Source organism: Microbacterium sp. str. 'China' (assembly GCF_002993305.1).
GTDB lineage: Bacteria > Actinomycetota > Actinomycetes > Actinomycetales > Microbacteriaceae > Microbacterium > Microbacterium paraoxydans.
In genome coordinates this window covers 1,733,448-1,759,299 of record NZ_CP027434.1, presented here as the reverse complement: position 1 = coordinate 1,759,299, position 25,852 = coordinate 1,733,448, and the positions used below count along the sequence as shown (strand labels likewise).

Genomic DNA, 25,852 nt, shown 5'->3' with positions numbered 1-25,852 from the left:
TCCAGTCTATTCCGTCGGGTGCTCGGATTCGCGCGATGCAGCCGCCAACCGCGCGCCCTCGGCGGCTTTCCCTGCTTCGCGGGCGCGTTTGCGGAGGTTCTTGTCCGTGATCTCGCGATCGCCCACCGCGCCCGGGGTCCACAGCTCCACATCCTCGTCGCTGTAACTGCTCTTCGAGGCCCGACGCTTCACAGACGGGGCCACGGCGCCCGGGGCGAGCCTGCGGGCCGTGAGGAGGAACCCGGTGTGGGCGACCATGCGGTGGTCCGGCCGGACAGCCAGCCCCTCCACGTGCCACCCGCGGACCATGGTTTCCGACGCCTCGGGGTCGGTGAAGAGCCCGGTGCCGCGGATGAACTCGGCGACGCGGGAGAGCTGCGTGGCGGTGGCGATGTAGCAGAGCACGACACCGCCGGGGGTCAGCGCCTCCGCCACCGCCTCGATGCACTCCCAGGGCGCGAGCATGTCGAGCACCACCCGGTCGACGGTGCCGGGCTCGACTTCCACGGGCAGCGCGGCGACGAGGTCACCGACGACGACGCGCCAGGATTCGGGGCGCTCCCCGAAGAACGTCTCGACGTTCGCCTGCGCCACCTCCGCGAAGTCCTCGCGGCGCTCGAAGGAGAGCAGGCGCCCCGTGGAGCCCACGGCCCTGAGGAGCGAGAGCGACAGAGCACCGGACCCGACGCCGGCCTCGACGACGGTGGCGCCGGGGAAGATGTCGGCCTGCATGACGATCTGCGCCGCGTCCTTCGGGTAGACGATCGCGGCACCGCGCGGCATCGACATCGCGAAGTCCCGCAGCAGCGGCCGCAGCGCCAGGTACTCGTGCCCGGAGCTGTTCGCCACGACCGAGCCATCGGGGAGCCCGATGAGGTCTCGGTGCCGGAGGACGCCGTGGTGGGTGTGCAGCTCGCCGTCTTCGCGGAGCGTCACAGTGTGCAGGCGACCCTTCGGGCCGGTGAGCTGCACGCGGTCGCCCTCACGGAAGGGGCCGCTGGGGCGCGGGGCGGACGTGGTCGTCATCGGGTGGCCTCCGTGATCGCGGCGCGGGAGCCGAAGAGCTCCACGAGGTCGGCGGCACCGCGGCCGTCGAGGGTCGGCCACAGCTCGTGGGCGCCGAGGCCGTCGAGCGGGACGATGTGGGGCACGCCGAGCGTCAGCGCTCCGGAGGCGAGGCCCGCGCGGAGACCGGTCGGGGAATCCTCGATGACCACGACCTCGGCGATGTCCACATCGAGGAGCGCCGCGGCCTGGAGGTAGGGCTCCGGGTGCGGCTTGGGGTTGTCGACGTCGTCTCCGGCGACGACGATGTCGAACGCCTCGAACTCGATCAGCCCGACCACGTCGAGAGCCATCCGGCGCAGCGACATCGTCACCAGTCCGGTCGGGATCCCGGCGGCGCGGAGGTCGCGGAGAAGCTCCTGAGCGCCCGGTCGGAAGGGCACACCCCGGGTCCGCAGCGACTCCTGCACCGCACTCGTGAGGTGCGAGACGATCGCCTCGGGAGCCATGTCGACCCCCGCGCCCTGGAGGATGATCGCGCTGTCGATGAGGCCGCTGCCCACGAGCTGCAAGGCGTCCTCATGGGACCAGGTGCCACCGAACGACTCCACCAGAGCAGTCTCGGCCGCCATCCAGTACGGCTCGGTGTCGACGAGTGTTCCATCCATGTCCCAGAGGACTGCGCGGGGCTTGTTGCTCACTGAACCCATGCTAGCCGGGCCCGCCCACATCCCCTCGTCGCGGGCTAGCCTGGGGGGATCGAATCCTCGACCGCGAAGGGAGCACGGCATGGACGTTCTCGGTTCACGTATCATCATCGCCGCCTTCGACGGCTGGAATGACGCCGGCGAGGCCGCGACGGGAGCCGTCGGCGCCCTGCAGGCGGCCGGCGGCTACGACCTCGTGCATTCGGTCGATCCGGAGCTCTACTTCGACTACCAGTACACGAGACCGGCGACGCGGCTCGACGCAGAGGGACGTCGTCAGATGACCTGGCCGGAGGCCGGACTGTGGCGCCCGCGAGACCCGGGCCCCGGCCCGGAGTTCTGGCTCCTCACCGGCGCCGAGCCCGCGCGCACCTGGCAGGCGTTCGCGTCCGAGTTCATCGATGTCGCGCTGCGCGACGACATCACCGGGTTCGTGACCCTCGGCGCGATGCTCTCCGACGTCCCGCACACCCGCCCGATCTCGATCTTCGCGTCGAGCCAGAACGAACAGGTCCGGGAGGCCCACGCCCTGGAGCGTTCGGTGTACGAGGGCCCCGTCGGCATCCTCACCGTGCTGGAGCACTTCGCTGAGAACGCGGGTATCCCCTCCGTGAGCCTCTGGGCCAGCGTCCCGCACTACGTGGCCTCGGCAGCGCCGTCGCCGAAGGTCACCCTGGCCCTCCTCGACCGTCTCGAGGAGCTGACCGGGGTGGACGTGGACCGCCGGCACCTGCGCACCGAGGCCGCGGCATGGGAGGCGTCGATCGATGCCGCCGCGTCCGAGGACGAGGACATGGCGGAGTACATCCGGCAGCTGGAGCGCACCCGGGACACGTGGGACTCCCCCGACGCGTCCGGGGACGCGATCGCCCAGGCCTTCGAGCGCTATCTGCGTCGCCGCGACGACGGCCGCGGTGACCGCAAGCGCTGATCAAGCGGACGCAGGGATGACACCCATCGCGAGCAGCACGAGCAGCACGCCACCGAGCAGGATCCGGTAGATCACGAACGGCAGGAAGCTGCGCTTCGAGATCCAGTTCATGAAGAACGCGATCACGCCGAGTGCGACGACGAAGGCGACGCCCGTCGCGGCCACCGTGTCGCCGAGCGAGAAGAAGGACGGCTCGCCCCAGCTCTTGAACAGCTGGTAGAAGCCGCTGCCGAACACCGCCGGGATTGCCAGCAGGAAGGCGTAGCGGGCGGCGGCGGCGCGCTCATAGCCGAGGAAGAGACCCATGGTGATCGTGCCACCGGATCGCGAGACACCGGGGATGAGGGCGAGCGCCTGCGCGAGACCGAAGGCGATGCCGTGCGGGTAGGTCAGGTCGTCGAGCGTGCGGCGCTTGGCACCGACGTGGTCGGCGATGCCCAGGAGGATGCCGAACACGATGAGCATGATCGCCACGATCCAGAGCGACCGGAAGACGGTCTCGATCTGGTCCTGGAACAGGAGCCCGAGCAGCACGATCGGGATGCTGCCGATGATGATGAGCCAGCCCATGCGCGCGTCCGGATCGTTCCGTGGCACCTTGCCGGCGAGGGATCGGAACCACTGGGAGATGATGCGGACGATGTCCCGCCAGAAGAACACGACGACCGCGGCCTCGGTGCCGATCTGTGTGATGGCGGTGAACGCCGCGCCCGGATCCTCTCCGGACGGCAGGAACGTCCCGACGACACGCAGATGGGCGCTGGAGGAGATCGGCAGGAACTCGGTGAGGCCCTGGACGATTCCCAGGATCAGTGCTTCGAGCAGGTGCATGGAGAGGCCTTCGTCTTTCGGGACGGCACGGAGCGCGTGGAGACCGCTCAGTACGTGCGCAGCAGATCGGCCAGCACCCGCTGACCGAAGACAAGTGAGTCTACGGGCACGCGCTCGTCGACTCCGTGGAACATCCCGGTGAAGTCGAGATCGGCGGGGAGACGCAGCGGGGCGAAGCCGTAGCCGGTGATGCCGAGAGTGGCCAGCGCCTTGTTGTCCGTTCCGGCTCCCAGAAGGTACGGGATGACCGGTACCCCGGGGTCGTGCCGACCCAGGGCTGCCACCATCGCGTCGACGAGCTCTCCCTCGAACGGCGTCTCCATGCCGATGTCGCGCACCACGGTCTCGATCCGTATGTCGTCGCCCACGATGCGCTGGAGCTCGGCGAGTACGTCGTCCTCGGTGCCGGGGATCACCCGGACGTCGATCAGCGCCTCGGCGCGCTCCGGGATGACGTTGTGCTTGTAGCCGGCGGTGAGGGCCGTCGGGTTGGTCGTCGTGCGGAACGTCGACCGCAGGAAGGCCTCAGCGGGGCCGGCCGCGGCGGCGAGGGCGTCGGGGTCGTCGGCGCTCCGGCCGGTCAACGCGCTCAGACCCTCGAGCAGCGCCTCCGTCGTCGGCGTGAGCCGGACCGGCCAGCGCGTGCGGCCGATGGCGGCGACGGCCTCGGCGAGCTTCGTGACGGCGTTGTCCTCGTGCAGGCGGCTGCCGTGTCCTGCCCGGCCGGTGGCGACGAGGCGGATCCAGATCAGGGCCTTCTCCCCCACCTGCAGCAGGTACGCCCGACGATCGTCGACCGAGATCGAGTAGCCGCCGACCTCGCTGATCGCCGCCGTCGCCCCGGCGAACCACTCCGGCCGGTCCTTCACGACGAGCGCGGAGCCCTCGACCCCGCCGTTCTCCTCGTCGGCGAAGAACGCCAGGACGAGGTCGCGCTCCGGCTGCTCCCCCGCGCGCAGGATGTCGGCCACGGCGGTGAGGATCATCGCGTCCATGTTCTTCATGTCCACGGCGCCCCGGCCCCACAGCATGTCGTCCTGCACGGTGCCGGCGAACGGGTCCACCGTCCAGTCCTCGGCGACCGCGGGCACGACATCCAGATGGCCGTGCACGACGAGGGCCGGCTTGGTGCGATCACGGCCGGGGACCCGCGCCATGACGTTCGTCCGTCGCGGGATGGGCTCGTAGTACTCGACCTCGAGCCCCAGCTCCTCCAGATACGCGCCGACGTACTCGGCCGCCTCCCGCTCCCCTTTCGCGTTGCCGCCGCCGTAGTTGGAGGTGTCGAAGCGGATGAGGTCGCTCGCGACGCGGGCGACCTCCGGCAGGGAGGATTCGGTCATGGACTCAGGCTATCGAAACCGCGTGCCACGCCCGGGCGTCACGCTCGGTTCGAGACGCCTCCGATAACGTGCTAATCTCATTCTTCGGTCGGCAACGATCAAATCCAACACCTGCGCGGGTGGCGGAATGGTAGACGCGCTAGCTTGAGGTGCTAGTGCCCGATAGGGCGTGGGGGTTCAAGTCCCCCTCCGCGCACAGAGAGCGAAGGCCCCGGATCCACGGATCCGGGGCCTTCGTCGTTCCCGCTGCGGCCACGGTGATCCGGTGCGGTCCCGCGCGAGGCGGGACCGCACCGCCGTCACACCGCGCCGACGCCGAAGAGCAGACCCAGCGCGTAGGTCACCGCCGCCGCGCCGAAGCCGATCGCGAGCTGCCGAAGGGCCCGCCGGAGCGGCGGTCCTCCGGAGAGCACGCCGACCATCGCACCGGTGCTGAGCAGCGCGATGCCGACGAGCACGAGCGCGAGCACGATCGCCGCGGTGCCCTCCATGCCGAAGATCCAGGGCAGGACGGGGATGATCGCGCCGGAGGCGAAGAGGAGGAAGCTGGAGATGGCCGCCGTCCAGTCGCTGCCGACGACCTCGTGCGCGTCCCCGCCCTGGACCGCCACCGGCCCCGTAGCTGCCCGGCGGACGCCCTCCTGGGCGGCCTCCACGATGCGGCGGGCCCTGGCGAGGGATTCACCGTGATCCATGCCTCGGGCGCGGTACACGAGCGCGAGCTCGTTCTCGTCGATGTCGAGGTCGGCCGCTGCCGCCGCGGCGTCCTCGTTCGCCTCGGTGGCGGTGAGGAGTTCCCGCTGTGATCGCACCGACACGAACTCCCCGGCTCCCATGGACAGCGCGCCGGCGAGGAGACCCGCGATACCGCTGAACAGCACGAAGCCGGAGCTCACGCCGGTGGCGCCGATCCCGAGTACCAGGGCGAGGTTGCTGACGAGGCCGTCGTTCGCCCCGAAGACGGCCGCGCGGAAGGAGCCCGAGAGGCGCCGACGGCCCCGCGCGGCGAGGCCGCGGACGACCTCGTGGTGGACCTTCTCGTCGGCGCGCATGGCCGGGGTGGCCCAGCGCTCGGCGTCGTACGGGGAGCGGGCCTCGGCACTCTGGGCGAGGGCGAGGACGAAGATCGAGCCGAAGCGCCCGGCCATCCACCCCAGGAAGCGGGAACGGATTCCCGCCCGCGGCAGGCGCGTCGGTTCGCCGCCCAGAAGGTCGAGCCAGTGCTTCTCGTGCCGGCGCTCGGCCTCGGCGAGCCCGAGCAGGATCGCCCGCTCCTCCCCCGACCGGCGGGCCGCGAGGCGCTGATAGACGGCGCCCTCGGCGCGCTCCTCGACGAGATAGCGAGCCCAGCGCCGTCGATCGGCGGCCGTGGAATCGGCTGCGGCAGGGGCTGTCATGGAACCTCCAGGTGTCACGGTGCCCGGCGTCCGGGCAACCGTTCCACGCTATCCGCGGGGTGTCGCGAAGGCCGCGTCCTGGCCCGGATTGCCAGCATTTCGGGGATCCGAAGCGGCGCCGAAACCGCCCTCAGGAGCGGACGCGTTTGCGCAGTACCTCGACGCGGGACTGCAGCTGCGTCACGGTCGCCTGCGCCACCGCCGGGCCGCCGCAGATACGACGGAGTTCGGCGTGGACGGCACCGTGCGGCTGGCCCGACTGCCGCGCGTAGAGGCCCACCAGGCTGTTCAGGAGCTGGCGCTGCTCGCGCAGGGTGCGGTGCAGCGGTGCGGGCAGCGTCGTGGTCTGCGTCGGCTCGGCCTGGGCCTCCCGGACCTCGCGATGCCGGGACTGGCGGGCCTGCCGCTGCATGAGGAGCTCGTGCACGTGCTCGGGTTCGAGCAGGCCGGGGAAGCCGATGAACTCCTCCTCCTCGGGCGTGTTCGGCTCGGCGAGCTGACCGAACTCCTTGCCGTCGAACACCATGCGGTCGAAGTGCGCGACGGAGGAGATCGCCTGGTAGCTGAACTCCTGGGTCAGGGCGTCGGAGGCCTCGTCCTCGCGGTTCGCGCTCTCCAGCAGCGAGTCGTCGAGGCCATCGTCGTCCTTGGACTGCCGGTCGAGCGCGTGGTCGCGCTGCTTCTCCATCTCGTTCGCGAGCTTCATCAGCACGGGGACGTGCGGGAGGAAGACGCTCGCCGCCTCTCCGCGACGGCGGGCGCGCACGAAGCGGCCGATCGCCTGGGCGAAGAACAGCGGGGTGGACGACGACGTCGCGTAGACGCCGACGGCGAGCCGCGGCACGTCGACGCCCTCCGACACCATGCGCACCGCGACCATCCACCGGGCGGTGCCCTCGGAGAACTTCTCGATCCGCTCGGACGCGGTGGCGTCATCGGAGAGCACGATCGTCGGCTGCTCGCGCGTGATGCTGTGCAGGATCTTGGCGTAGGCCCGGGCGACGGTCTGATCCGTGGCCAGCACGAGTCCGCCGGCGTCGGGGATGTGGTGCCGGATCTCGGTGAGGCGGCGGTCGGCGGCGGAGAGCACGGCCGGCATCCAGTCGCCCTCGGGGTCGAGGGCCGTGCGCCACGCCTGCGACGTGACGTCCTTCGTGTTGTCCTGCCCGAGGTGGGTCTCGAGCTCGTCGCCGGCGCTCGTACGCCAGCGCATCTTCCCCGCGTACATGTGGAAGAGCACGGGACGGACGACGCCGTCCGCGAGAGCGCGGCCGTAGCCGTAGGCGTAATCGGTGCTGGAGACCCGCGCCCCCGTCTCGTCCGGGAGGTACTCCACGAACGGGATCGGCGCCGTATCGCTCCGGAACGGGGTCCCGGAGAGCAGCAGTCGGCGCTTCGCCGGCCCGTAGGCATCCCGGATCGCGTCGCCCCAGCTCAGGGCGTCGCCGCCGTGGTGCACCTCATCGAGGATGACCAGGGTCTTCGCGTCCTCGGTGAGGTGGCGATGCACCGACGACTTCGCGGCGACCTGGGCATACGTCACCACGACCCCGTGATAGTGCCGTGCCGGAGCCCAGTCGCTGTTGCGGAAGCGCGGGTCGAGACGGATGTGCACGCGCGCGGCGGCATCGGCCCACTGCGTCTTCAGGTGCTCCGTGGGGGCCACGACGATGACGCGGTTCACCTCCCCCATGCGCATGAGCTCGACCGCGAGGGTGAGCGCGAACGTGGTCTTGCCGGCGCCCGGTGTGGCGGCCACGAGGAAGTCACGCTGGTCGGCCTGGAAGTACGCGTCCAGAGCCTCCTGCTGCCATGCCCGCAGCTTGTTCGCCGTTCCCCACGGGGCGCGCTGGGGGAAGGACGGAGAGAGCATCGACTCCACGATAATCGCTCCCACCGACACCGGGGCATCCGCCGCGACGCCGCGCGCGTCCCCCCTCCTGAGCGCCGGTACGGGTAGGCTCGGTCACTGCGCGGCGGTCACCATCGTGCGCGCACGCCTTCGCGAAGGAGAGCCGGATGAGCGATCAGGAATCGACCAGGACCCCGTACGTCGCGAACGAGACCCCGCACCCCTGGCGCCGGTTCGTCGCGATCGGCGACTCGTTCACCGAGGGCATCGGAGACCCGGACCCGGCGGCCCCCGGGGGTCACCGCGGCTGGGCCGATCGCGTCGCCGAGGTGCTCGCCCAGCAGGTCGACGATTTCGCCTATGCCAACCTCGCCGTCCGAGGGAAGCTCATCGCGCAGATCGTCGCCGATCAGGTGGAGCCCGCCGTCGCGCTGCACCCCGACCTCATCTCGATCTGCGCCGGCGGCAACGACGTCATCCGCCCCGGCACCGACCCGGACGCCATCGCCGCACAGCTCGAGGACGCGGTGGCGCGCCTGTCGTCCACCGGTGCCGCGGTGATCCTCTTCACCGGCATCGACACGGGGTTCACGCCGGTCTTCCGTCCCTTCCGCGGCAAGGTCGCGATCTACAACGAGAACGTCCGCGCGATCGCGGAGCGGCACGACTGCATCGTCGCGGACCAGTGGGCGCTGAAGGTCGTGCAGGACGCCCGCTTCTTCGACGACGACCGCCTCCACTACAACGCGCTCGGCCACCACGAGGTCGCGCGGATGGTGCTCCGCGCCCTCAACGTGCCGAACGACCTCGAGGCCATGCAGCCCGAGCCCCTGCCCCTGCGCACGTGGCGCGCCGCCCGCGGCGAGGACCTCGGCTGGGCGAGGGAGCACCTCGTGCCCTGGGTGCTCCGTCGTCTCCGTCACCAGTCCTCCGGCGACCACATCGCGGCGAAGCGTCCCGAGCCCTCCCCCGTCATCCTCCCCGGCAAGGAGTGACGCGCCTCTCACTCCACGGGAGCGAGTGCCCACAGCGCGACGGCGGCGGCCGAGGCGACATTGAGCGAATCCACGCCGCCGGCCATCGGGATCGTCACCACCGTGTCCGCACTGTCGAGGGCGGTCCGCGTGAGACCGTCTCCCTCCGCGCCGAAGAGCAGCGCCACCTTCGCGGGCCGCTGTGCCGCATACAGCCGGAGATCCACGGCTGTGTCGCTGAGTGCGAGGGCGGCGATGTCGAAGCCCTGCTCACGAAGATCCGAGACCGCCGAGGACCACTCGTCGATCCGCGTCCAGGGCACCTGGAACACCGTGCCCATGCTCACCCGGACGCTGCGACGGTAGAGCGGGTCGGCGCAGCGCGCCGACACCAGCACCGCATCCGCCCCCAACCCGGCGGCGGCACGGAAGGCCGCACCGACGTTGGTGTGATCGCCGAGGTCCTCCAGGACCAGCACCAGCCGTGCGTCGCGCACCACGTCCGCGACCGGCGCCAGAGCCGGGCGGTGCATCGCGGCGAGGGCCCCTCGGTGCACCTGATAGCCGGTGACCTGTTCCGCGACCTCGTCCGGGACCACGAGCACCGGAACGGCGCGCTCCCCCAGGATGCGCCGTACCTCGTCGACGCGCCGGGCCGAGACCAGCACCGATCGGGGTTCGTGCCCGGCGGCCAGCGCACGCTCGATCACCTTGGCGGTCTCGGCGATGTAGAGTCCCTCCGCGGGCTCGCGGACGGCGCGGAGGGCGGTGTCGGTGAGGCCGCGGTAGTCGTCCAGCCGCGGGTCGTCGATGTCGGTCACATGCTCGAGGTCCACCGTTCCACTCTGCCATCCCGGTTCTCGCCCACCCCACGCCCCGTAGACTCGAGCGAGGAGGTCCTGTGAGCGTGACGAACACCGCCGAGCCGTCGGCCGAGCTCTCCCACGCCGCCGACCTGCTGCGCGGCAAGCGGATCGCCCTCCTCACCGGCGCCGGCATCTCCACCGACTCGGGCATCCCCGCCTACCGCGGCGAGGGGGCGCGCACCCGCAGCGATCCCATGACGATCCAGACCTACCTCGGCGATGAGGCCGCGAGACGTCGCTACTGGGTCGGCGGGCACCTCGGGTGGCGCGCCTTCGCCCATGCCGCCCCGAATCCCGGCCACCGAGCCCTCGCGGAGATGGAGTCCAGAGGTGTCGTCTCGGGCGTCATCACCCAGAACGTCGACGGCCTGCACCTCCGCGCGGGCAGCTCGCATGTCATCGAGGTGCACGGGACCATGCGCCGCGTGCTCTGCCTGCACTGCGGCCAGGTGTTCGACCGTCGCGACATCGCCGTGCAGATCGAGGAGCGCAATCCCTGGATCACGGTTCCGGAGAACGTGGCGCTGGCCCCGGACGGCGACGTGCTCCCGGAGAGCACCGATGGCTTCGTGATCCCGACCTGCACCGTGTGCGAGGGCATGCTCAAGCCCGTCGTGGTGTTCTTCGGAGAGTACGTGCCACAGGACCGCTTCCGTGCCGCGGAGTCGTTGCTGCGCTCCAGCGATGCGCTCATCGTGGCCGGCTCCTCTCTCGTCGTGAACTCCGGCGTGCGGCTCGTGAACCGTGCGCGTCGGCGTGGCATCCCTCTGATCATCGTCAATCGCGAGCCGACCCGCGCGGACGCCTGGGCGGATGTCACCATCGCCGCCGGCACCAGCGACGTGCTCCCCGCCCTGCAGGAGATGCTCTCGTGACCTATCTCACCCTCATCCGCCACGGTCAGACCGACTGGAACCTCGCCCGCCGCATCCAGGGGTCGACCGACATCCCTCTGAACGAGACGGGGCGCGAGGACGCACGGTGGGCGGCGGAGAAGCTCGCCGGCACGACGCACCATGCCGTCTACACGAGCCCGCTCGTGCGGGCGAGCGAGACCGCCGGCATCATCGCGGAGCGCCTGGGGCTGGAGATCGCGGGCGTGGTCCCCGACATCCGGGAGCGGGAGTTCGGCGACGGGGAGGGCATGCTCGTCCCCGACTACATCTCGACCTACGGCGACTGGCACGCCGAGGTCCCGGGGGCGGAGTCGCTGCACGAGGTCGGCGTCCGCGCCATCGCCGCGCTGCACCGCATTGCGCGCGACGCCCGGCGGAGGTCGGCGCCGCAGGCGGAGTCGGTGCTCGTGGTGACCCACGGCGGCGTCATCCGCGCCGTCATCGACCACGTCTCCGGCGGCACGCTCCCCCGCGACGGCGAGGTGCTGCGCAACGGCTCCGCGCACCGGTTCGTCGCGGCACCCGGCTACCTCCGGCTGCTCGAGGAGACGCCCGTCCTCTGACGGGACGGTCAGCCGGCGCGGGAGACCACGGCGCGCGCGTGGCGCAGGACGGGCTCGTCCACCATGCGCCCCTGGAAGCGGAACACACCGCGTTCCTGCGCCGCAGCGGCGAGGACCTCGCGCGCCCATGCCACGGTCTCGGCGTCCGGGGCATACGCCGCCCGGATCACCGCGACCTGACTCGGATGGATGCATGCCGTCGCCCGGAACCCGGACGCCGCCGCATCCTCCGCCTCCCGCTCGAGCCCCGCGGTGTCGCCGATGTCGACGTGCACCGCGTCGATCGCCGCCTTGCCGTGCGCACCGGCCTCCAGGAGCACCCGGGAACGGGCGTAGCGCGCGATGTCACGGTAGCGACCCTCCGCGTTGCGGGACGAGGTGCCGCCGAGGGAGGCCACCAGATCCTCCGCGCCCCACATCAGTCCGGCGACCGCCGGGTGCGCGGCGATCTCGGGCGCCGCATGGATCCCGCGCGCCGTCTCGCACAGCGCGAGGAGCGAGTAGTCCGCGTCGAAGGCGTCCAGGCTCTCCGCGCTCTCCGTCTTCGCCACCATCACGGTCCGGAACGGCGAGCGAGCCAACGCCTCGAGGTCGTCAGCGAAGGCCGCGGAGTCCGGGGCGTTCACCCGCACGATGACGCGCGCGGGGTCGAGGTCCGCGGCGACGATGTTCTCGCGGGCCTCGCTCTTCGCCTCCGGCAGCACGGCGTCCTCCAGGTCGAGGATCACGGCATCCGCCCGTTCCTGGGCCTTCGCGAAGCGCTCCGGGCGGTCCGCCGGGCAGAACAGCAGGGCAGGGCCGAGGTCGAAGGTCATGCGGCGTCCTCCTCCGGCCGGCAGCGCACCAGCACCGTGCGGACGGCGGTCGCGACCACGGTGCCGTCCTGATTGCGTCCGGTGTGCGCGATCTGCACGATGCCCTGACCGGGGCGGGACGACGAGAGCCGCTTGTCGACGACGACGCTCTCGGTCGTGAGCGTGTCCCCGGCGAACAGCGGATGCGGGAAGGCGATGTCGCCGAGGCCGAGCTGCGCCACCAGCGTCCCCTGTGTCAGCTGGGCGACGGAGGAGCCCACCATCGTCGACAGCGTCCACATGGAGTTCATGAGGCGCGCGTGGAAGGGCTCCTGGGCATCGGCGAACGCGGCGTCCAGATGCAGCGCCTGGGTGTTCATCGTCAGCGTCGTGAAGAGGACGTTGTCCGCTTCCGTGGCCGTGCGACCGGGGCGGTGCACGTACCGGACGTCGGTCTCGAACTCCTCGTAGTACAGGCCGCGCTGCACGATCTCGCGCATGGTCATGCCTCCACGCTACCGGGCGAGCCCGAGCGCCCTGGCGATCACGAGGAGCTGGACCTCCGTGGTCCCCTCGCCGATCTCGAGGATCTTGGAGTCACGGTAGTGGCGCGCCACCGGGAACTCGTTCATGAACCCGTTGCCGCCGAAGATCTGCGTCGCGTCACGGGCGTTGTCCATCGCGGCCTCGCCCGCGACGAGCTTCGCGATCGCCGCCTGCTCGGCGAACGCCTCCCCGGCGTCACGGAGGCGCGCGGCGTGGTGCCAGGCGAGCCGCGCGGTGTGCACGCGCGCCCGCATCCGTGCCAGCGTGAACTGGGCGTTCTGCCGCGTGCTGAGGGCGCTGCCGAAGATGGTGCGGCTCTTGGCGTACTCGACCGCCGCCTCCAGGCACCCCTCCGCGGCGCCGGTCGACAGAGCGGCGATCGCGATGCGGCCCTCGTCCAGGATGCTGAGGAAGTTGCGGAACCCGCTCCCCCGCTCGCCGAGGAGATTGTCCGCCGGCACCCGCGCTCCGTCGAACGTCAGCGGATGGGTGTCCGACGCGTTCCACCCCACCTTGTCGTAGGGCGGTTCGACGGTGAATCCCGGAGTTCCGTTCGGGACGATGATCGTCGAGATCTCCTTGCGCCCCTCGCTCTGGCCGGTGACCGCGGTGACCGTCACGAACCGGGTGATCGGAGTGCCCGAGTTGGTGATGAACTGCTTGGAGCCGTCGATCACCCACTCGTCGCCGTCGAGCCGCGCCGTCGTCCGCGTCGCCCCCGCATCGCTTCCCGCCTCGGGCTCGGTGAGCCCGAACCCGGCCAGGGCGCGTCCGGCGAGGAGATCCGGCAGCAGCTCCCGCTTCTGCTCCTCGGTGCCGAAGCGGAAGACGGGCATGGCTCCGAGGCTCACCCCCGCCTCCAGGGTGATCGCGATCGACTGATCGACGCGCCCCAGGGCTTCGATCGCGAGGCCCAGCGCCATGTAGTCGCCGCCCTGCCCGCCGTACTCCTCGGGGAAAGGCAGTCCGAAGAGGCCGAGCTCTCCCATCTGCCGCACGACCTCCATGGAGAGCGTGTGCGTGCGATCCGCCTCGTACGACTGCGGCGCGACGACCGTGTCCGCGAACTCGCGTACCATCGCGGCGAGCTCGCGCTCCTCCTCGGTGAGATCGTGCATCATCGGTCCTCCTCCGTCATCGTCACGCGGGCGACCGGTTGGTCGCGCCGCACCTGGTCGCCGACCGCGACCAGCAGCCGCACCACGCCGTCGTGCGGCGCGAGCACGGGGTGCTCCATCTTCATCGCCTCGATCGCGACGAGAGGCGCTCCCGCCCGGACCGCCGCCCCGTCCTCGACGTGAACGGCCACGACGCCGCCGGGCATGGGCGCGCGCGCCTCTGGTTCCGTGGCCCTGGCCTCGCGTTCCGCGGCGGCGAGGCGCCTGCGCATCCGGCCGCGGCGGTCCAGGGGACGCAGCCGGAGCGTCAGTCCTTCCTCGCTGACCCATATCGCGCCCTCGCCGTCGCGGGCCGCGTGCACCCGGTCGAAGCGCATCAGGGGCGGCGTCGCGCGCACGATCTCGTCATCGTCGGTGAGCAGGGTGACGGGTTCGGGGGCGTGCGGCGCGGCCCCGAGACGCCATCCCGGGAGGCTCTGCCACAGCGGGCCGGCTCCCTCCCGCGCGGTGACCGCCTCGGGGCGGTTCTGCACCACGCCGGCGGCCGCCGCGAGCTGCGCCGCGGACGGGGGCGTCGGTGCGAGCGGGAGCAGGGTCTCGATGAGGCCGGTGTCGAGGTCTCCCTCGCGCACACGGCGATCCTGGAGGAGCCGGCGCAGGAACGCGATGTTGGTCTCCACGCCGAGCACCACGGTGCGCGCGAGAGCGTCGTCCAGGCGCTGCAGCGCCGTCTCCCTGTCTTCCGCCCACGCGATGACCTTCGCGATCATCGGGTCGTAGAACCCGCTCACCACGCTCCCGGACTCGACGGCCGCATCCACCCGGACGCCCGGAGGCGCCTCGAAGAGCACCACGGTCCCCGTCGAGGGGAGGAACCCGCGTTCCGGCGACTCGGCGTACACCCGCGCCTCCACGGCATGGCCGGTCGTGCGGGGCTCGACGTCGAGCGGCTGTCCATCGGCCATGCGCAGCTGCAGCTCGACGAGGTCGAGTCCGGTGACCTCCTCGGTCACCGGATGCTCCACCTGCAGCCGGGTGTTCATCTCGATGAAGAAGACGTCTTCCGGGGCGTCCGCGTCGACGAGGAACTCCACGGTGCCGGCCCCGACGTAGGCGACGCTCTCCGCTGCCCGCACCGCCGCTGCGAGCAGCCGGTCGCGGGTCGCGGACGGGATCCCGGCGGACGGCGCCTCCTCGATCACCTTCTGATGACGCCGCTGGAGCGTGCACTCGCGCTCGCCGAGCGCCACGACGGTGCCGTGGACGTCGCCGAACACCTGCACCTCGATGTGTCGCGGTCGGCGGATGAGACGCTCCAGGATGAGCGCGTCGTCGCCGAAGGCGGATGCCGCGACCCGTCGGGCGGAGCTGAGCGCGCTCGCCAGACCCGTGCTGTCGGCGACGACCTCCATGCCCTTCCCGCCCCCGCCGGCGCTCGGCTTCACGAGGAGGGGGAATCCGACCGCCTCCGCCTCCTCACGGATCTCCGCGTCGGACAGCCCGCGCGCGTCGAAGCCCGGCACCACGGGCACGCCGCTGCGGCTCACGTGCTCACGGGCTCGCGCCTTGTCGCCCATGATCTGCAGAGCCTCGACGGTGGGGCCGATGAAGACGATGCCGCTCTCCGCACACGCCTGTGCGAGCCCGACGCTCTCGGAGAGGAATCCGTAGCCGGGATGGACGGCCTCCGCTCCGGAGGCGCGAGCCGCCGCGATGACGGCATCGATGTCGAGGTACGACTCCGCGGCCGGTGCCGGACCGATCCGCACGGCGGCATCCGCCTCGCGGACGTGCGGCGCGTCCGCGTCCGCGTCGCTGTAGACCGCGATGCTGCGGATGCCGAGGTCGCGGAGGGTCCGGATGATCCGGCGCGCGATCTCCCCGCGGTTCGCGACGAGGACCGAGGAGAACGAGAGGGAAGGCGAGTGCGACATGGGGCTCACATCCGGAAGACGCCGAAGCGCGGCTCGGGCAGGGGGCTGCGGGCGACGACGTCCAGAGCGAGGCCCAGGAGGTCGCGGGTCTGCTCCGGGTCGACGATGCCGTCGTCCCACAGCCGCGCGGTCGCGTAGTACGGCTCGCCCTGTTCCTCGTACTGCGCCCGGATCGGCTCCTCGAACGCCGCCCGCTCCTCCGCGGTCCACGACTCGCCGCGCGCCGACAGCTGGTCGTCCTTCACGGTGGCGAGCACCGAGGCGGCCTGTGCTCCGCCCATGACCGAGATCCGACTCGCCGGCCAGGTCCACAGGAACCGCGGAGAGTACGCACGTCCGCACATCGAGTAGTTGCCCGCTCCGAAGGAGCCGCCGATGATGACGGTCAGCTTCGGGACGCGGGTGGTCGCGACGGCCGTGACCATCTTCGCCCCGTCCTTCGCGATGCCACCGGCTTCCGCGTCAGACCCGACCATGAAGCCGGTGATGTTCTGCAGGAAGAGCAGCGGGATGCCGCGCTGATCGCAGAGCTCGATGAAATGCGCACCCTTGAGCGCCGACTCGCTGAACAGGACGCCGTTGTTCGCGACGATGCCGACGGGGTGGCCGTGCAGCCGCGCGAAGCCCGTCACCAGGGTGGTGCCGTACTCGGCCTTGAACTCGTGGAAGGTGTCGCCGTCGACGAGGCGCGCGATGACCTCGCGCACGTCGTAGGAGGCGTTGACGTCCACCGGAACGACGTCATACAGGGAGCCGGCCTCCGCCGGGGCACGACTCTCCCCGACGTCCCAGGCCGGGGCGAGCGGCGGCGGCAGCGTGGCGACGATGTCGCGGAGGATCTCCAGGGCGTGCTCGTCGTCGTCGGCCAGGTGATCCACGACGCCGCTGCGACGGGCGTGCAGCTCCCCTCCCCCGAGCTCCTCCGCCGTGACCACCTCGCCGATCGCCGCCTTCACCAGCGGCGGCCCGCCCAGGAAGATCGTGCCCTGTCCACGGACGATGACGGTCTCGTCGCTCATCGCCGGAACGTAGGCGCCTCCGGCCGTGCACGAGCCGAGGACCGCCGCGAGCTGCGGGATGCCCTGCGCGGACAGCCGCGCCTGGTTGAAGAAGATCCGTCCGAAGTGCTCCCGATCCGGGAACACCTCATCCTGGCGAGGAAGGAAGGCGCCGCCCGAGTCGACCAGGTAGAGGCAGGGCAAGCGGTTCTCGAGGGCGATCTCCTGCGCCCGCAGATGCTTCTTCACGGTGAGCGGATAGTAGGTCCCGCCCTTCACGGTGGCGTCGTTGCAGACCACCATCACGTGCCGGCCGTGGACCAGGCCGATACCCGCGATGACACCGGCCCCGGGTGCCTCGCCGCCGTACAGGCCGTCGGCCGCGAGCGGCGCGACCTCGAGGAACGGACTGTCCTCATCGAGGAGGCGCGCCACCCTGTCGCGCGGCAGCAGCTTGCCGCGGGCGACGTGGCGCTCACGGGAGGCGGACGGCCCGCCCTGCGCTGCCGCGGCGAGACGGTCGCGGAGCTGCTGGGCGAGCGCTTCCTGGGTTGCCGGCATCGTGACGTCCTCCTCGACCCACGTCGCGCCGGGCGGGAACCTGGCGCGCTGCATGCATTCTCGGTTAGTGTTCACTAACCCGTTGATTCAGGTTAGCGAGGATTAACTGAGATGACAAGCCCCGCCACCGCCCGCGACCGCGCCAAGGCGGAACGCTCCGACGCGCTTCTGCACGCCGCGGCACGGCTCTTCGCCGCGCGCGGGTACAGCGGCGTGAGCCTGGAGGACATCGGCGCCGCCGTCGGCGTGTCCGGCCCCGCGGTGTACCGCCACTTCGCCGGGAAGCAGGCCCTTCTCGGCGCGGTCCTGGTCAAGGTCAGTCAGGATCTCGTCGCGGGCGGACGACGCGTGTCCGCGGAGACGACGGCAGCCGACGAGCGGATGCGCGGACTCATCCGCTTCCATGTCGAGTTCGCGCTGGGCAACGCCGAGGTGATCCAGGTGCAGGACCGCGACCTCGCCTTCCTCGACGACGACGACCGCGCCGAGGTCCGTCGCCTGCAGCGCGCCTACATCGAGCTCTGGATGGATGCGCTCGCCGCCCTCGATCGTCCGGAGCCCCTCGACCGCGACGAACTGCGGCTGCGCGTGCAGGCGTGCTTCGGTCTCATCAACTCGACCCCGCACAGCACCCGCGCCGCGACGAGAAGACACACGGCCACCGCGACCGTGCTGGTCGCGATGGCCGAGGCCGCGCTGCGCGCCGCTAGCTGAGCAGCATCGCCCGCCCCGGATCCTCGAGGATGTCCGCCACGTCCTTGAGGAACGTCGCGCCCTCGGCCCCGTCCACGAGGCGGTGGTCGAAGGACAGGCTCAGGGTCATGAGCTGACGCAGCGCGATCTCCCCGCGGTACTCCCACGGCTGCCGACGCACGGCGCCGACCGCGAGGATGCCGGACTGCCCCGGCGGGAGGATCGGCGTTCCGGCGTCGACCCCGAACACCCCGATGTTCGACAGCGAGAACGTACCTCCGGCGAGTTCGGCCGGCGAGGTCTTCCCCGCACGCGCGGTCTCCGCGAGCGCACGGATCGCTGCGGACAGCTCCACCAGATTCATCCGCTCCGCGTCCCGGATCATCGGCACGATGAGACCACGGTCGGTCGCGGCGGCGATGCCCAGGTCGACGAAGCCGTACTCGATGATCTCCCCGGACTCCTCATCCCACCGCGCGTTCAGGCCCGGAGCACGGCGCAGGGCGAGGCAGACCGCCTTCGCGACGACGGCGAGCGGGCCGATCCGGTGCTCCGCGAGCACTCGGTCCTCGCGGAGGCGTGCCAGCATCTCCATGGTCGCGGTCACATCGACCGTGTGGAACACCGTGACGTGCGGGGCGGTGAAGGCGCTCTGCACCATCGCCGCCGCCGTGTGCTTGCGGACCCCGCGGATCGGGATGCGCGTCTCCCGCGGCCTCCCCTCCGCGCGCGGGAGGATTCCGGATGACGCGGTGGTCTCGCGCTCAGACGTCCCCGCGGGCCGTGACGGCTCCGCTCCGACGCGCTCGGCGTAGGCATCCACATCCGCTCTCGTGATCACACGGTCCCCGACGGCGGCGGCGACGAGGACGAGGTCGACGCCCTGTCGTTTGGCGTAGGCGCGCACCGGAGGGGTGGACCGTGGTCGCTCCAGAACGGGCTCGACCGCGACCGATGGCGTCGCATCGTGCGGTGCCGCCTCGAGAACGGCCGTGTCGGCCACCGAGGCCCCGTCGGCAGCAGCGCCTCGGCGTCGCGCCCGGCGCGCGGGGCGCCCGCTCGAGGTCGGGGCGGCGCCGTAGCCCACGAGATTGGGCTGCGCCTTCTCCGCGGCGGCCTCCTGCCCAGCACCGGACGGCGGCAGGGGCGGATCCTCCCCCTCGATGTCGAAGGCGATCAGCGGAGCGCCCACGGCGACGGTCTGCCCGGCGTCCGCGTGCAGGGTCGAGACCGTGCCTTCATAGGGCGACGGCAACTCGACGACCGCTTTGGCGGTCTCGACCTCCGCGAGGGTCTGGTTCAGCGCGACGCTGTCGCCGGGCGCGACGAGCCATTGCACGACCTCGGCCTCGGTGAGACCTTCGCCGAGGTCCGGAAGACGGAATTCGGCGATCATGCGTCAGCTCCCGTCAGGCTGTGCGGGCGATCCATCACGCGGTCGACCGCATCGAGGATCCGGTCGAGGTCCGGAAGGTGGTACTTCTCGAGCTTGGCCGGCGGGTACGGCACGTCGTGGCCGGTGACCCGCAGCGGGGCGGACTCCAGGTACTCGAAGCAGCGTTCGGTCACGCTCGCGATGACTTCCGCGGCGAGTCCGGCTTCCCGGGAGGCCTCATGCGCCACGACCACACGCCCGGTCTTCCGCACCGAGGCGGCGACGGAGTCGTAGTCCACCGGCGAGAGCGACCGCAGATCGATCACTTCCAGGGCGATGCCCTCGTCTTCCGCGGCCTCCGCCGCCTGCAGGGCGGTGCTCACCATGGCCCCGTACGTGAGGACGGTGACGTCGGTGCCCGGGCGTACCACCCGCGCGAGTCCCATCGGCGGCGCGTCCGCGAGCGGGGCTTCGAGGTCGACCTCGCCCTTGTGGTGATAGAGCCGCTTGGGCTCGAAGAACACGACGGGGTCGTCCGACGCGATCGCCTGCCGGAGGCTCCGATAGGCATCCTCCGGATTCGAGACGGCGACGACCCGCAGGCCGGCGGTGTGCGCGAAGTACGCCTCCGGAGACTCGGAGTGATGCTCCGCGGCACCGATGCCACCGGCCCAGGGGATCCGAATGGTGATCGGCATCTTCACACGCCCCTGGGTGCGGTAGTGCAGCTTCGCGACCTGGGAGACGATCTGGTCGAAGGCCGGGTAGACGAACCCGTCGAACTGGATCTCGACGACCGGGCGGTAGCCGCGGAACGCGAGGCCGACGGCCGTGCCGACGATCCCGGACTCCGCGAGAGGCGTGTCGATGACCCTGGCTGCCCCGAACTCGTCGAGGAGGCCGTCCGTGATCCGGAAGACGCCGCCGAGCTTGCCGATGTCCTCCCCCAGGAGCACGACCTTCTCGTCGTCGCGCATCGCCTGGCGGAGACCGGCGCCGAGCGCCTTGCCGAGAGTGAGCTCCGTCATGGTCACGCCTCGCCCTCGAACGACGCGAGATAGGCGGCGTACTCGTCGCGCTGCCGCTCCAGCCCCGTGTGCGGCTCGGCGTAGACGCCGTCGAAGACCGCCAGGGGCGGACGGGTGACCATGCCGAGGCAGGTCGCCCGCATCTCCTTGGCGACGGCGTCCGCAGCCGCCTGCGTCTCGGCGACGTGCTCCGCGGTGAGGTCGCCGGTGGCGCGGAGGTACGCCTCGAGGCGCGCGATGGGGTCGCGGCGCCGCCACGACTCCAGCTCGGCCTCGTCCCGGTACCGGGTGGGGTCGTCCGCAGTGGTGTGCGGACCCATCCGGTACGTCACCGCTTCGATGTACGCCGGCCCCTTTCCGGAACGCGCGTGCTCCAGCGCCCAGCGCATCGCGGCCAGGCAGGCGAGGACGTCGTTGCCGTCCACGCGCAGGCTCGGGATCCCGAACCCGGGGGCACGCCCCGCGATCGGATACTGCGACTGCACCGTGACCGGCTCGGAGATGGCCCAGTGGTTGTTCTGACAGACGAACACGACCGGCGCCTGGTACGACGCGGCGAAGATCATCGCCTCGTTGACGTCGCCCTGACTGGTCGCCCCGTCCCCGAAGTAGGTCACGGCGACCTCCGGCGCGTTCTCGTGCCGGATGCCGAGGGCGTAGCCGACCGCGTGCAGGGTCTGGGCGCCGATGATGATCTGCAGCGGAGCGACCCGCAGGGCCGCGGGATCGTAGGCCGCCCCCTCCTCGCCGCGCCACATGCGCACGTAGTCGCCGGGCTCGGCGCCCCGGGCGTAGATCACGCCGGTCTCGCGGTAGCTCGGGAAGACGTAGTCCTGCGGATCGAGGGCCCGGGCGGTGCCGATCTGCGTGGCCTCCTGTCCCTGGCAGGGTGCCCAGAGCCCGAGCTGACCCTGGCGCTGCAGTGCGACGCCCTCGGCGTCGATGCGGCGGAGGATGACCATGTCACGATGGAGGGCGCGCAGCTGCGCGGCGTCGACATCGGCGACGAACGGGTCGAGGCGGGCGTTCGCGACGCGCGTCCCGTCCGGAGCGAGGATCCGCTCCGAGAGCTCCAGATCCTGGGCGGTGTCCGCGATGGGGGTGGTCTGCGGCGACATCATCGTCCTCCTCGTCCCTGGCGGCCCTCGTGGGGCGACGCACAATGGAGCCGGCGTCATCACCGGCATGGTCTGAGGGTACGTCCGGTCAACACCTCGCTCAAGCAACTGAATGCCGATTGAGCATGTTGCTCATTTTTCTCCAATGACGTGCTGCTAGGGTTTGGCACTATGCCTGGACTGGACCGGATCGACCTGGAGCTTCTCGCCGCGCTCGCCGACGACCCGCGCGTGACGATCGTCGCTCTCGCCGAACGCATGAGCCTGTCGCGCAACACCATCCAGGCGCGGATGGCCCGGCTGGAGCAGAGTGGCGTCTTCCTCTCCTACGAGCGCGCCTTCTCCCCCGACGTCCTCGGGTTCCCGCTGCAGGCGTTCGTCAGCATCGGCGTCCGCCAGACCGAGCTCCCCCGCATCATCAACGAGCTGGCGCGCATCCCGGAGGTCGTCCAGGCGCACGGTCTGAGCGGCTCCATCGACCTGCTGGCGCGCGTGGCGTGCCGCGACGCCCGTCATCTGTTCGACACGGACGCCCGGATCCTCTCCATCGAGGGTGTGGAGCGGACCGAGACCTCGCTCGCCATGGGTGAGGTGATCCCGTTCCGGGTGGCCGGGCTCATCGGCCTCGCGCGACGGGAATCCTGAGGAACCGACGGATCGCCCCGGCTGCTTCCGCCGGGGTCTCGTAGTGGATCAGGTGACCCACCTGGGCGATCTCGACGAGAGACGCGTCGGGGAAGAGCGTCACCAGCTTCCGTTCCGCCTCGATCGGGGTGATGTCGTCGCGCTGTGCGGCGATCAAGAGTGTGGGGACGTCGATCGCGGGGGCGAACTCCCTGACGTCGTGCGAGACGCTCGCGACGAAGGCGTCGTGCAGCACGTCGCGATCGGAGAATCGCGAGAAGTAGGTGTCGTGCTGGTCGTGGATGAAGCGGCGCAGCTCCGGATCCCGCGTCTTCGCCATGGTCATGCTCATCACGCGGACGATCACCCGGTTCCGCAGGAGCGCGGTCCCGATACGCGACGGGAGCTTGGCGCCGAGCGCGTAGTAGAGCACCGCCAGCCGGGTCATGATCCCCTTCGGCCCCTTGAGCGCCGGTGCGCCGATGGGGTTCACGAGGATCAGCCGCGGCGTCTCCAGTCCTCCGGCCACGGCGGCCGCGCTCACGATGGAGCCGAAGGAATGGCCGAGGATGACGGCACCCGGCGCCGTGGCCGCGGCGAAGTCGGTCAACCACCCCGCGTACTCCTGCAGGTCGTGGCGCCGACCGGGCAGCGGCGCGGACTCCCCGAACCCGGGCAGATCGGGCGCGAGCACGCGGAGCTCCGGAAGGAAGGCGAGGACCGACTCGAGGCCGTGGTGCTCGCCTCGGAAGCCGTGAACCGCGATGACGGTCGTCTCGGCGTCCTCCGGACCGTAGATCCAGTACGCCGTCGTTCCGCCGCGCACCTCCACCTCTTGGCGCTGCACCGGAATCCGGCTCAATCGCTCCGCATACGGAGAAGGCACACTCATGGTCCGAGTCTACGAGGACTCGGCACTCCCGCCTTCCCAGCGGATACCCCCGGGGCGTCCCCACCGTCTTGTCAGTGGCGTGCGTTAGTGTCCAAGAAGCCCCGGCCGCCCGGACGAGGCCCAGCAAGGAGTGTCGGTGCAGTTCACGTCCACGGACATCGAGCAGGTGGAGTCCACCTGGCAGCAGTTCGTGCCCTCGGCGACCCTCCAGGACGTGGACCCCCGCCGGTTCCGCTTCGACTGGCGCTCGGTGGAGGCGGCGTCCATGTCGCTCGTCCGCTATCAGCTCGCGGCCCAGGTGCACTCCCGCGCCGAGCCGGAGGATCAGCTGCTGGTGTGTCGGGTCGATGCCGCCGATGCCCGGATCTGGTCGGGCCGGCAAGGGCTCGACGCGGGTCAGCCATGGCTCACGGACGGCGTCCGGGTCGAGGCGAAGTGGAACCAGGTCGCCCGCGTCCGTGCTCTCGTGTTCGATCGCGCGGCGGCCCGCGACTCGATCAGGCAGATCACCGGCGACGACCGCCTCGAGCTCCGCGCCACCGGGCTCGCTCCGCACACACGCGAGGACGGAGCGCGGTGGGAGCGGATGTTCTCCTACATCGACGGTTCGTTCGGAGCGGACGGGACCGACCCGCTCATCGCCGCCGAACTCGAGCGCCACGCCCTCCTGCTGACGATGTCGGCGTTCCCCACCACCTTCAGCGAGTCGCTGCACCGTCCGGCCCAACGCTCCGCGGCACCCGCCTCGGTGCGCCGCGCCCTCGCCTTCATCGAGGACAACGCACACCTGCCCATCACGGTGGACGACGTCGCGGCGGCGGCCTACATGTCCACCCGGGGTCTGCAATATGCCTTCCGCCGCGCGCTCGACATGACCCCGAACGAGGCCCTGCGGCGCGCCCGGCTCGACGGCGCGCATCGGGATCTGCGACACGGCAAGGGCACGTCGGTGTCCGCGATCGCGCGCCGGTGGGGCTTCAGCAACGTCTCCCGGTTCGCCGTAGCGTACCGCGAGGCGTACGGGAATCCTCCCGTCCTGACCGCACTGTGACGGCCGACTGACACCGCGCGCATACTCTGTTCGCACCACACGGCGCGTCGCCCTGATGCGCACGATGTCGTGCGCAAATTGGCTAGAGTCCAAGTATCCCCGGGAGCGGTCTGCCGTCTTCCCCCAACGTTCCCAAGGAGCGCCATGAACATTCCCGCAGCCCCCGCCGCGAAGGTCGGCTGACGATGGGCAGCCTGTACTACGGCGACACCCAGACGCCGATCCAGATCGAAGACCGGGCGCTCGCGCACCTCAAGGTCGTCATCGCCACGAAGCTGCGGCGGAACGAGAGCTTCACGCTCTCCTGGCGTCACCCGGAGGGCGACGCTCCCGGCCGGTCCACGCTGTGGCTGCACCCGTCGATCCCGCTCCGGTTCGTCTTCGACGAGGCCGAGACGCCCGAGCTGAGCCGTCGCTGGATCGAGGAACTCGCGCACTCGGCGAACTCGAGCGGGGGCATCACCCTCGTCGAGGAACATCTCGAAGGCGCTGACGTCGTCTGACGAGAAGGGCCGCGGGTTCTCCCGCGGCCCTTCTCCATTCCGTCTGCGTCCGTTCAGAGCCCGTCGTCGGAACTCGAGCTGACGGACCGTCGGGTCGTGGGCTCCCCGGTCGCCGGGTCGACGTACGTCCGCGACACCGTCTCCGTTCGGCGCCGGCGGGCGAGCAGCACGATGCCGATCAGGAAGATGATCACGCCGGCACCCATGAGGATGTAGCCGACGATGTCCAGGTCGACCCACGGCACGTCGACGTTGATCGCGAACACGAGGATCGCTCCGATGACGAAGAGCGCGATTCCGCTGCCGATGCTCATAGTCTCTCCCGTTTCCGCGGCGCGTTGCCGCTCTCGGGGAGCCTGTCAGCTCTCCGCGGCCCCGAGGAGGGGCTTGACACGGCCGCCCTCAGAGCTTTCGGCACATGCTTACGCGGCACCGGACTTCGGCTGACGAGCCCAGCGATCCGGGCCGAAGACCTCGTACTCGATGCGCTCCGGCGCGATGCCGCGTGCCATCAGGGTGCCTCGAATCGCCTGCATGAACGGCAGCGGCCCGCACAGGAACACCCGCGCCGTCTGCGGGAGTTCGATGTCGGCCAGGTCCATCCGGCCGGAGCGCACCGCCGGGCCCTCCGCTTCACTCGCCGAGTACCAGGTCAGGGTGCGGACGTCGCTCAATCGCTGCGAACGGTCGCGCACGTCGGCGACGAGAGCATGGGTCTCCGGCTCCCGGTCCACGTGGAACAGGTGCACCGGCCGCTCGGGACGCCGCTGCGCGAGATCGTCCACGATCGCCGCCACCGGCGTGATGCCGATTCCGGCCGAGATCAGGACCAGCGCGTCGTCAGAATCGTCGAGGAGCAGATCCCCGGAGGGCTGGGAGACGTCGAGCACCGTCCCCACGTGGGCGTTCTCGTGCAGCCAGCTGGAGACCTGACCGTCCGGTACGCCCTCCGAGCCACGCACGCGCTTCACTGTGACGCGCAGCGCCGCACTGCCGGTCGCGGAAGAGATCGTGTATTGGCGGGGCTGACGGGTGCCGTCCGGGAGGTCGACCGCCACGGCAACGTACTGCCCGGTGCGATGGGGCAATCGGTGACCATCGACCGGCTCCAGCACGAGGGAGATCACGTCGCGTGCCTCCTCCACCCGTTCCACGACGCGGTGCGGCCGCCACGGGTGGTCCGGATCCGTGCCCGCCTCCGCATAGAGGCGGGCCTCCTCCGCGATGAGAGAGCAGCCGAAGAGCCAGTACA

26 protein-coding genes and 1 tRNA gene are annotated in these 25,852 nt (G+C 70.9%); 9 read left to right on the top strand and 18 right to left on the bottom strand.

What is annotated here, in order from left to right; genetic code table 11:
* Positions 1-6: 6 nt before the first annotated feature.
* Positions 7-1,026, bottom strand: coding sequence for a tRNA (adenine-N1)-methyltransferase (locus C6C15_RS08445; protein WP_105949820.1), 1,020 nt, complete (start codon positions 1,024-1,026; stop codon positions 7-9).
* The gene (locus C6C15_RS08440; protein WP_324970194.1) at positions 1,023-1,706 is read right to left on the bottom strand and encodes an HAD family hydrolase; all 684 of its coding nucleotides are present in this window, start codon (positions 1,704-1,706) and stop codon (positions 1,023-1,025) included. Before C6C15_RS08440 ends, C6C15_RS08445 begins: the two co-directional genes overlap by 4 nt.
* An 88-nt stretch (positions 1,707-1,794) precedes the next feature.
* Between C6C15_RS08440 and C6C15_RS08435 the strand changes: the two genes are divergently transcribed.
* The gene (locus C6C15_RS08435) at positions 1,795-2,643 is read left to right on the top strand and encodes a PAC2 family protein (protein WP_060922601.1); all 849 of its coding nucleotides are present in this window, start codon (positions 1,795-1,797) and stop codon (positions 2,641-2,643) included.
* Here C6C15_RS08435 and C6C15_RS08430 read toward each other — a convergent pair whose 3' ends face one another.
* Entirely contained in the window at positions 2,644-3,474 is an 831-nt protein-coding gene (locus C6C15_RS08430) for an undecaprenyl-diphosphate phosphatase (RefSeq protein WP_060922602.1), read from the bottom strand.
* Between the two features lie 47 nt (positions 3,475-3,521).
* Positions 3,522-4,817, bottom strand: coding sequence for a M20/M25/M40 family metallo-hydrolase (locus C6C15_RS08425; protein ID WP_105949819.1), 1,296 nt, complete (start codon positions 4,815-4,817; stop codon positions 3,522-3,524).
* 113 nt (positions 4,818-4,930) lie between these two features.
* Between C6C15_RS08425 and C6C15_RS08420 the strand changes: the two genes are divergently transcribed.
* Positions 4,931-5,013 (top strand) — tRNA-Leu (locus C6C15_RS08420).
* 103 nt (positions 5,014-5,116) lie between these two features.
* Here C6C15_RS08420 and C6C15_RS08410 read toward each other — a convergent pair.
* Both C6C15_RS08410 and C6C15_RS08405 read right to left on the bottom strand, forming a co-directional pair.
* On the bottom strand, positions 5,117-6,214 hold the full coding sequence (locus C6C15_RS08410) for a VIT1/CCC1 transporter family protein (protein ID WP_105949818.1): 1,098 nt from the start codon (positions 6,212-6,214) through the stop codon (positions 5,117-5,119).
* A gap of 130 nt (positions 6,215-6,344) precedes the next feature.
* A complete protein-coding gene (locus C6C15_RS08405) occupies positions 6,345-8,087 on the bottom strand; it encodes a DEAD/DEAH box helicase (RefSeq protein WP_105950792.1) in 1,743 nt (580 codons plus the stop codon).
* A 146-nt stretch (positions 8,088-8,233) separates the two neighbouring features.
* Between C6C15_RS08405 and C6C15_RS08400 the strand changes: the two genes are divergently transcribed.
* A complete protein-coding gene (locus tag C6C15_RS08400) occupies positions 8,234-9,061 on the top strand; it encodes an SGNH/GDSL hydrolase family protein (protein ID WP_060922605.1) in 828 nt (275 codons plus the stop codon).
* An 8-nt stretch (positions 9,062-9,069) separates the two neighbouring features.
* Here C6C15_RS08400 and C6C15_RS08395 read toward each other — a convergent pair whose 3' ends face one another.
* Positions 9,070-9,876, bottom strand: coding sequence for a TrmH family RNA methyltransferase (locus tag C6C15_RS08395; protein ID WP_060922606.1), 807 nt, complete (start codon positions 9,874-9,876; stop codon positions 9,070-9,072).
* Positions 9,877-9,941: 65 nt separating this feature from the next.
* Between C6C15_RS08395 and C6C15_RS08390 the strand changes: the two genes are divergently transcribed.
* Together C6C15_RS08390 and C6C15_RS08385 are read left to right on the top strand one after the other, a co-directional pair.
* Entirely contained in the window at positions 9,942-10,781 is an 840-nt protein-coding gene (locus C6C15_RS08390) for a Sir2 family NAD-dependent protein deacetylase (RefSeq protein WP_105949817.1), read from the top strand.
* The gene (locus C6C15_RS08385) at positions 10,778-11,365 is read left to right on the top strand and encodes a histidine phosphatase family protein (RefSeq protein ID WP_060922608.1); all 588 of its coding nucleotides are present in this window, start codon (positions 10,778-10,780) and stop codon (positions 11,363-11,365) included. The genes C6C15_RS08390 and C6C15_RS08385 overlap by 4 nt, the downstream gene beginning before the upstream one ends.
* An 8-nt stretch (positions 11,366-11,373) precedes the next feature.
* Here C6C15_RS08385 and C6C15_RS08380 read toward each other — a convergent pair whose 3' ends face one another.
* The 5 genes from C6C15_RS08380 to C6C15_RS08360 are packed head-to-tail and all read right to left on the bottom strand — an operon-like array spanning position 11,374 to position 17,316.
* Positions 11,374-12,180: an HpcH/HpaI aldolase/citrate lyase family protein gene (locus tag C6C15_RS08380; RefSeq protein WP_105949816.1), complete on the bottom strand. Its 807-nt coding sequence runs from the start codon at positions 12,178-12,180 to the stop codon at positions 11,374-11,376.
* Entirely contained in the window at positions 12,177-12,665 is a 489-nt protein-coding gene (locus C6C15_RS08375; RefSeq protein WP_105949815.1) for a MaoC family dehydratase, read from the bottom strand. Before C6C15_RS08375 ends, C6C15_RS08380 begins: the two co-directional genes overlap by 4 nt.
* Positions 12,666-12,674: 9 nt before the next feature.
* Positions 12,675-13,823: an acyl-CoA dehydrogenase family protein gene (locus C6C15_RS08370; protein WP_060922614.1), complete on the bottom strand. Its 1,149-nt coding sequence runs from the start codon at positions 13,821-13,823 to the stop codon at positions 12,675-12,677.
* The gene (locus C6C15_RS08365) at positions 13,823-15,757 is read right to left on the bottom strand and encodes an acetyl/propionyl/methylcrotonyl-CoA carboxylase subunit alpha (protein WP_105949814.1); all 1,935 of its coding nucleotides are present in this window, start codon (positions 15,755-15,757) and stop codon (positions 13,823-13,825) included. Before C6C15_RS08365 ends, C6C15_RS08370 begins: the two co-directional genes overlap by 1 nt.
* A gap of 5 nt (positions 15,758-15,762) precedes the next feature.
* Positions 15,763-17,316, bottom strand: coding sequence for a carboxyl transferase domain-containing protein (locus C6C15_RS08360; RefSeq protein WP_105950791.1), 1,554 nt, complete (start codon positions 17,314-17,316; stop codon positions 15,763-15,765).
* A gap of 111 nt (positions 17,317-17,427) precedes the next feature.
* Between C6C15_RS08360 and C6C15_RS08355 the strand changes: the two genes are divergently transcribed.
* Positions 17,428-18,030, top strand: coding sequence for a TetR/AcrR family transcriptional regulator (locus tag C6C15_RS08355; RefSeq protein ID WP_060921987.1), 603 nt, complete (start codon positions 17,428-17,430; stop codon positions 18,028-18,030).
* Here the strand turns inward: C6C15_RS08355 and C6C15_RS08350 are convergent.
* Genes C6C15_RS08350 through pdhA form a run of 3 tightly spaced genes read right to left on the bottom strand, consistent with a single transcriptional unit; the run spans position 18,023 to position 21,530 of the window.
* Positions 18,023-19,405 (bottom strand): dihydrolipoamide acetyltransferase family protein, encoded by a 1,383-nt coding sequence (locus tag C6C15_RS08350; RefSeq protein WP_105949813.1) that lies wholly within the window; start codon positions 19,403-19,405, stop codon positions 18,023-18,025. The genes C6C15_RS08355 and C6C15_RS08350 overlap by 8 nt on opposite strands.
* A complete protein-coding gene (locus C6C15_RS08345) occupies positions 19,402-20,412 on the bottom strand; it encodes an alpha-ketoacid dehydrogenase subunit beta (RefSeq protein WP_105949812.1) in 1,011 nt (336 codons plus the stop codon). Before C6C15_RS08345 ends, C6C15_RS08350 begins: the two co-directional genes overlap by 4 nt.
* Before the next feature lie 2 nt (positions 20,413-20,414).
* Complete coding sequence (pdhA, locus tag C6C15_RS08340) at positions 20,415-21,530, bottom strand: pyruvate dehydrogenase (acetyl-transferring) E1 component subunit alpha (protein WP_060922009.1); 1,116 nt, start codon at positions 21,528-21,530, stop codon at positions 20,415-20,417.
* Positions 21,531-21,701: 171 nt separating this feature from the next.
* Between pdhA and C6C15_RS08335 the strand changes: the two genes are divergently transcribed.
* Positions 21,702-22,175 carry an Lrp/AsnC family transcriptional regulator gene (locus C6C15_RS08335; protein ID WP_025103414.1) on the top strand — a complete coding sequence of 158 codons (474 nt, stop codon included), beginning with the start codon at positions 21,702-21,704 and terminating at the stop codon, positions 22,173-22,175.
* Here C6C15_RS08335 and C6C15_RS08330 read toward each other — a convergent pair.
* Complete coding sequence (locus C6C15_RS08330) at positions 22,147-23,046, bottom strand: alpha/beta fold hydrolase (RefSeq protein WP_105949811.1); 900 nt, start codon at positions 23,044-23,046, stop codon at positions 22,147-22,149. The genes C6C15_RS08335 and C6C15_RS08330 overlap by 29 nt on opposite strands.
* 136 nt (positions 23,047-23,182) lie before the next feature.
* On the opposite strand from C6C15_RS08330, the gene C6C15_RS08325 reads away from it, so the two are divergent.
* A complete protein-coding gene (locus C6C15_RS08325) occupies positions 23,183-24,097 on the top strand; it encodes an AraC family transcriptional regulator (protein WP_060922010.1) in 915 nt (304 codons plus the stop codon).
* 185 nt (positions 24,098-24,282) lie between these two features.
* Positions 24,283-24,600: a DUF7882 family protein gene (locus tag C6C15_RS08320; protein ID WP_060921991.1), complete on the top strand. Its 318-nt coding sequence runs from the start codon at positions 24,283-24,285 to the stop codon at positions 24,598-24,600.
* A gap of 53 nt (positions 24,601-24,653) precedes the next feature.
* On the opposite strand, the gene C6C15_RS08315 is transcribed toward C6C15_RS08320, so the two are convergent.
* Together C6C15_RS08315 and C6C15_RS17475 are read right to left on the bottom strand one after the other, a co-directional pair.
* Positions 24,654-24,914: a DUF6458 family protein gene (locus C6C15_RS08315; RefSeq protein ID WP_060921992.1), complete on the bottom strand. Its 261-nt coding sequence runs from the start codon at positions 24,912-24,914 to the stop codon at positions 24,654-24,656.
* Between the two features lie 108 nt (positions 24,915-25,022).
* Complete coding sequence (locus C6C15_RS17475) at positions 25,023-25,745, bottom strand: FAD-binding oxidoreductase (RefSeq protein WP_391510075.1); 723 nt, start codon at positions 25,743-25,745, stop codon at positions 25,023-25,025.
* Positions 25,746-25,852: the final 107 nt, after the last annotated feature.

Coding starts and splice junctions, on each gene's coding strand:
- C6C15_RS08430 (WP_060922602.1), bottom strand. CDS start 3,474: ATGCACCTGCTCGAAGCACTGATCCTGGGAATCGTCCAGGGCCTCACC.
- C6C15_RS08345 (WP_105949812.1), bottom strand. CDS start 20,412: ATGACGGAGCTCACTCTCGGCAAGGCGCTCGGCGCCGGTCTCCGCCAG.
- C6C15_RS08315 (WP_060921992.1), bottom strand. CDS start 24,914: ATGAGCATCGGCAGCGGAATCGCGCTCTTCGTCATCGGAGCGATCCTC.
- C6C15_RS08435 (WP_060922601.1), top strand. CDS start 1,795: ATGGACGTTCTCGGTTCACGTATCATCATCGCCGCCTTCGACGGCTGG.
- C6C15_RS08380 (WP_105949816.1), bottom strand. CDS start 12,180: ATGACCTTCGACCTCGGCCCTGCCCTGCTGTTCTGCCCGGCGGACCGC.
- C6C15_RS08360 (WP_105950791.1), bottom strand. CDS start 17,316: ATGCCGGCAACCCAGGAAGCGCTCGCCCAGCAGCTCCGCGACCGTCTC.
- C6C15_RS08320 (WP_060921991.1), top strand. CDS start 24,283: ATGGGCAGCCTGTACTACGGCGACACCCAGACGCCGATCCAGATCGAA.
- C6C15_RS08350 (WP_105949813.1), bottom strand. CDS start 19,405: ATGATCGCCGAATTCCGTCTTCCGGACCTCGGCGAAGGTCTCACCGAG.
- C6C15_RS08370 (WP_060922614.1), bottom strand. CDS start 13,823: ATGCACGATCTCACCGAGGAGGAGCGCGAGCTCGCCGCGATGGTACGC.
- C6C15_RS08355 (WP_060921987.1), top strand. CDS start 17,428: ATGACAAGCCCCGCCACCGCCCGCGACCGCGCCAAGGCGGAACGCTCC.
- C6C15_RS08410 (WP_105949818.1), bottom strand. CDS start 6,214: ATGACAGCCCCTGCCGCAGCCGATTCCACGGCCGCCGATCGACGGCGC.
- C6C15_RS08405 (WP_105950792.1), bottom strand. CDS start 8,087: ATGCTCTCTCCGTCCTTCCCCCAGCGCGCCCCGTGGGGAACGGCGAAC.
- C6C15_RS08400 (WP_060922605.1), top strand. CDS start 8,234: ATGAGCGATCAGGAATCGACCAGGACCCCGTACGTCGCGAACGAGACC.
- C6C15_RS08425 (WP_105949819.1), bottom strand. CDS start 4,817: ATGACCGAATCCTCCCTGCCGGAGGTCGCCCGCGTCGCGAGCGACCTC.
- C6C15_RS08375 (WP_105949815.1), bottom strand. CDS start 12,665: ATGACCATGCGCGAGATCGTGCAGCGCGGCCTGTACTACGAGGAGTTC.
- C6C15_RS08445 (WP_105949820.1), bottom strand. CDS start 1,026: ATGACGACCACGTCCGCCCCGCGCCCCAGCGGCCCCTTCCGTGAGGGC.
- C6C15_RS08330 (WP_105949811.1), bottom strand. CDS start 23,046: ATGAGTGTGCCTTCTCCGTATGCGGAGCGATTGAGCCGGATTCCGGTG.
- pdhA (WP_060922009.1), bottom strand. CDS start 21,530: ATGTCGCCGCAGACCACCCCCATCGCGGACACCGCCCAGGATCTGGAG.
- C6C15_RS08335 (WP_025103414.1), top strand. CDS start 21,702: ATGCCTGGACTGGACCGGATCGACCTGGAGCTTCTCGCCGCGCTCGCC.
- C6C15_RS08365 (WP_105949814.1), bottom strand. CDS start 15,757: ATGTCGCACTCGCCTTCCCTCTCGTTCTCCTCGGTCCTCGTCGCGAAC.